Origin of the sequence: Bacteroides cellulosilyticus DSM 14838 (assembly GCF_000158035.1) — a bacterium.
GTDB lineage: Bacteria > Bacteroidota > Bacteroidia > Bacteroidales > Bacteroidaceae > Bacteroides > Bacteroides cellulosilyticus.
Window position 1 is genome coordinate 176,879 of sequence record NZ_EQ973495.1, and the last position, 4,931, is coordinate 181,809.

The window sequence follows — 4,931 nt, forward strand, 5'->3', positions numbered from 1 at the left end:
CAGTTACACAAAATCGGAACTGGCTCATCTTTACAATCCACAACTAACCCTTAAAAACGCCACCCAAGTACTTCGTCGCTGGATACTCCACAACGCCGAACTTCACGCAGAACTGATTCATTTGGGTTATCAGGACCGGAACCACATTTTCACGCCCCGCCAAGTAAAAGTAATAGTTGACTACCTGGGCGAACCTTAAACTTAACTTTACGCGAAAAGCCAAAAGTTATTTCCTGTTATCGGACACATCTGTTAATTTGCAACAAAATTTATACAAACAATGAAGTATTCATATTATCAAAACAAAAAACAACCGCCCTGCGCCGAAGTAACCGACGAAGAAGTGGCCAACCTCATCCGCCACGATGAAAAACTGGCACACATGACTCTTGACATCCGACAGCATATTACTGCCAATGACATCGCAACCGCTGATTCCATAAAAGGAGAACTTCCCTCCGTCACCTTCTCCGCCCGCTTCACCGGTGGACGCCGATACGACAAACTAACTGAGTACAACGGAGAAATCGTCCTCGACCTCGACAAGAAATCCCCCGAAGAACTGGCGCGCATCTCAAAGGCAGTCACCGGAAATCCGCATACCCACATCAGCTTTACCAGTCCGAAGGGCAACGGTTACAAACTGACCACAATCACCAGCCTGCCCGACGGCACCCTGCCGCAATCCCCCGAAGAGGTCCGCAACTACCATGCGCATGCCTACGACCAGGTTGCTTCACTCTACGAAGAGCTTTGCCAAACGGACATCGACGAATCGGGCAAAGACATGACGCGCATCTGCTATCTGCCTCACGATGGGAACGTCTATCTGAACCCTAATCCGCAAGTTCTCATCGTCGACCTCAACCGCCCTCTCAGAGAAAAGAAAAAGAAGACTCCCGGACGGAAAAAGTCTTCCGGAACAACTACAGAAAAGCCTCCGTACCAAAAGCCTTCGGACAACATCTCTTATCCCCAAAGCGAAAGCCGTTCCTTGCTCGCCCTCCTTCTTTACTATCACGATCACAAAAACAAGTACGAAGAAGGCAACCGCAACAACTATCTGTTCCGGCTAACCTGCACATACAATGCTTACGGCATCCCCAAAGAAGAAGTCACCCCTTTCCTGCGCCTAAACTTCACCGATATGCCGCCCGAAGAAATAGATTCCCTGACGGACAGTGCTTATCAGCATACGGACGAATTTAACACACGTAAATTGAGAACCTCGCAATGGAACTTCCTCCGCATCGGACAGTATATCAACAGTCATTACGAAACGCGCTACAACCAGATGAAGCACCGCATGGAATGTCGCAAAAAGGGTGAAGAGGATTTCGTCATGCTGGATGACATGGTAAGTAACAGCATCTGGATGGAGCTGAACGAAGCCGGTTATCCTTGCAGCGTCAAGAACATGGAGAACCTGATCTACTCCGATTTCAGTTTCTCCTACCATCCCATCCGCGAGTATATGAATCACCTGCCTCAATGGGACGGTATCGACCACATCGGCCGCCTTGCCGAAAGTGTCCACACCATCCCTGCCCAAAGAGAATTCTGGCTGAAAGGTTTCAGGCATTTTCTGGTAGGTATGGTAGCCGCCGCCACGCAAGAAGAGGTAGTGAACCACCTTTGCCTCCTGCTATGCAGCAAGCAGAACCTGGGAAAAACGACTTTCATCAACAAAATTCTGTCAAATGACTTACGAACCGATTATCTCAGCACCGGCATCATCTCCGCCGGAAACAAGGACGACCTCTCCCGCATGGCGGAATTTATGCTCATCAACTTCGATGAGTTCGAGGGTATGACGGGGCACGAACTCAGTCTGCTGAAGGACCTCATCACCCGGAAGTTTATCAGCATCCGCCTGCCTTATGCCCGTCATACTCTGAACCTACCCCACTGGGCATCCTTTGCCGGTACCTGCAACTACCCGCAAGTGTTGTACGATCCTACCGGCAACCGCCGCTTCCTCTGCTATGAAATCGAAAAGATAGACCGCTACGAAATCGACTACCCACAGCTCTACGCCCAAATCAAGCATCTGCTGGACACCAGCTATCGCTACTGGTTCGAGGCCGACGAAAATGATGAGATAGAGCGCAACAACAAGCCTTTCATCTTTCAGACTCCCGAAGAAGAAATGCTACTGACGCACTTCCGCAAACCGGAGCGCTTCGAAAGCTTCAAGTATATGACGGTGAGCGAAATAGCGGAAGAAATCAGAAACAGAACCGGCTATCAATATAACCATGCCGGAAAAATCCTGTTAGGGAAGATTCTCACCAAATATGGCTTTCTGTATGTTACAAGCAAGAATATGAGGCGCTACGAGGTAATACTTCTGGAGGCGGAGAGTGTGAAGAATAATCAGTTGTATCAGTAACTTGTAACTTGTAGCTAAATCAAACTGTGCCAAAACGAACAATTCTGAAAAATAATAATTATCTTCGAAGCTATAAAAGAAAAAATGTGTGTTTTATGGAATATAATACATTGCTACGCAAGCTTCCTATCGGAATACAAACTTTTGAGAAACTTCGCAAAGAGAACTATTTGTATGTAGATAAGACTGCGCTTGTTTGGCGTATTGCCAATACAGGCAAGCCTTATTTCCTGAGTCGTCCGCGCCGTTTTGGCAAGAGTCTGCTCCTGTCCACTTTCGAGGCTTACTTCGAAGGCAAAAAAGAACTCTTTGAAGGCCTTGCCATTGAAAAAATGGAGACGGAATGGAAGAAATTTCCCATACTACATTTGGATTTGAATGCCAAAAAGTATGAAACTCCAGCCGACCTAATAGCAATGCTCAACCAAACGTTGGAAAAATGGGAAGTTGTGTACGGAAATGTAAAAAAGGATCGTAGCCCCGAAGAACGCTTTACGTATGTCATAGAACGCGCCTACGAACAGGCAGGTTGTGGTGTAGTGGTCTTAGTGGATGAGTACGACAAACCTCTGTTGCAAGCCCTCGATAATGATACCCTACTGGAAGATTATCGCAAAACTCTAAAAGCTTTTTACGGCGTACTGAAAAGTGCCGACCGCTACCTACGTTTTGTTTTCCTTACGGGAGTCACTAAATTCTCACAAGTCAGTGCATTTGGTGATCTGAATCAACTGAATGACATCAGCCTTGATTATTCTTATGCCACAGTATGCGGCATCACCCGGACAGAGTTGGCTGAAACCTTTACGCCCGAGATAGAAGAATTCGGTAGGGTCAACAAGCTGTCTGCAGAAGAAACCGTAGACAAAATGGCACGTCAATATGATGGCTATCACTTTCATCCGAAAGGAGACGGAGTTTTTAATCCTTTCAGTGTGCTGAACGCTTTCAGTAAACGGGAATTAGGAGATTACTGGTTTCAGACAGGAACCCCAACTTTTCTGGTTGAAATGCTCCGAAAGTCAGAATATGACCTTCGTATCTTACTTGATGGCATCGAAGCCCCGGCTTCTATGTTCTCTGAGTATCGTGTAGAAGCTAATAATCCGATTCCGTTGATTTATCAGAGCGGTTATCTTACTATAAAGGATTACAATGAGCGTTTTCGGAATTATCTGTTGGAATTTCCTAATGATGAAGTTCGTTATGGTTTCATGAGTTTTCTGGTACCATTTTATACCAGCGTAAATAATGATGATCAGGGTTTTTATATCGGCCAGTTTGTAGAAGAGTTGGAAAGAGGCGATTACAATGCCTTCCTCACCCGTCTGCAAGCCTTCTTTGCCGATTTCCCCTATCAACTGAACGCGAAGACCGAACGTCATTACCAAGTCGTCTTCTATTTGGTTTTCAAACTGATGGGACAGTTCACCCAAGCAGAAGTTGAAAGTGCCACAGGACGTGCAGATGCCGTAGTAAAAACCCCTAAATACATTTACGTCTTCGAATTCAAACTGAACGGTACAGCCGAAGAAGCCCTGCAACAGATTGAAGACAAAGGTTACCTGATTCCTTATCAGGCTGACGGACGTGAAGTGATAAAACTTGGAGTAGAGTTCAGCGCGGAAGAGCGTAATATCAACCGTTGGCTAAATGTGATGTAGGTTATCAATCTAAATATTATTAGCAGTTAGGTCAGGTTAGGTTACTTTTACAACTTCCCCTATACACTTAAATTTCAGAAAGTAATTACTTTCTATTTTAATTCTTTCTCACGAAAGTTTTAAAAGTAACCTAACTCTACCTAACTGATCTTATAAAAAAAATATCATGTTGTATTTTACTTTAGCATTAATTCCGTAATTTCGTGAGTTCAATCATTAATGACACATCAAAAATGACTCAAGAAATAAACAGTAACATCCGAATCATTCATGTTGTAAACGGTCCTATAACGGAGACCATCACCATTCGTCCTATCGAAGAAAAAGACAATAAGGAAATAGCTGCCCTAATACGCAAAGTCTTTGAAGAGTTTGATGCACCTAAAACAGAAAGTGTATATAGTGACCCACTGACAGACAGATTGTTCCAAAGTTTCTACCAACATCCCCGAGCCGGATATTGGGTTGTGGAATACAATGACAGCATAGTAGGAGGTTGCGGCTTTTATCCGACAGAAGGATTAGATACGGATTGTGCCGAAATAGTTAAGTTCTACCTTTCTCCTTTGCTCAGAGGGAAGAAAGTAGGTTCTGCCCTGCTCAATATGGTCGAAGAAAAAGCCCAAGAAAGTGGATATAAGCAACTCTATATCGAATCATTTCCTCAATTTCAAAATGCAGTCTCCCTATACGAACGTAAAGGCTTCCGGCATTTAGAATCACGATTAGGAAATTCAGGACATACCGCCACAACAATTCATATGATAAAAAACATATAGGAATAAAAGCAAGGAGATATCCTCCGGAAAATTGGCGGAAAGATTAAAAAAAGCGGCGAAAGATTTGAAAAACACCGTCATGTTTTTCAAATCTTT

Annotated in this window: 4 protein-coding genes; all 4 read left to right on the forward strand. The window is 44.5% G+C overall.

The features are described from left to right. A partial coding sequence (locus tag BACCELL_RS26230; RefSeq protein ID WP_007214530.1) for a DUF4248 domain-containing protein occupies positions 1 to 199 on the forward strand: 199 nt, incomplete at its 5' end. Between the two features lie 81 nt (positions 200 to 280). Further along, complete coding sequence (locus tag BACCELL_RS23070) at positions 281 to 2,392, forward strand: BT4734/BF3469 family protein (RefSeq protein WP_007214531.1); 2,112 nt, start codon at positions 281 to 283, stop codon at positions 2,390 to 2,392. Between the two features lie 95 nt (positions 2,393 to 2,487). After that, positions 2,488 to 4,056 (forward strand): ATP-binding protein, encoded by a 1,569-nt coding sequence (locus BACCELL_RS23075; protein WP_007214532.1) that lies wholly within the window; start codon positions 2,488 to 2,490, stop codon positions 4,054 to 4,056. A 233-nt stretch (positions 4,057 to 4,289) separates the two neighbouring features. Continuing rightward, the gene (locus BACCELL_RS23080; protein WP_007214533.1) at positions 4,290 to 4,835 is read left to right on the forward strand and encodes a GNAT family N-acetyltransferase; all 546 of its coding nucleotides are present in this window, start codon (positions 4,290 to 4,292) and stop codon (positions 4,833 to 4,835) included. The last annotated feature ends 96 nt before the right edge of the window (positions 4,836 to 4,931 follow it).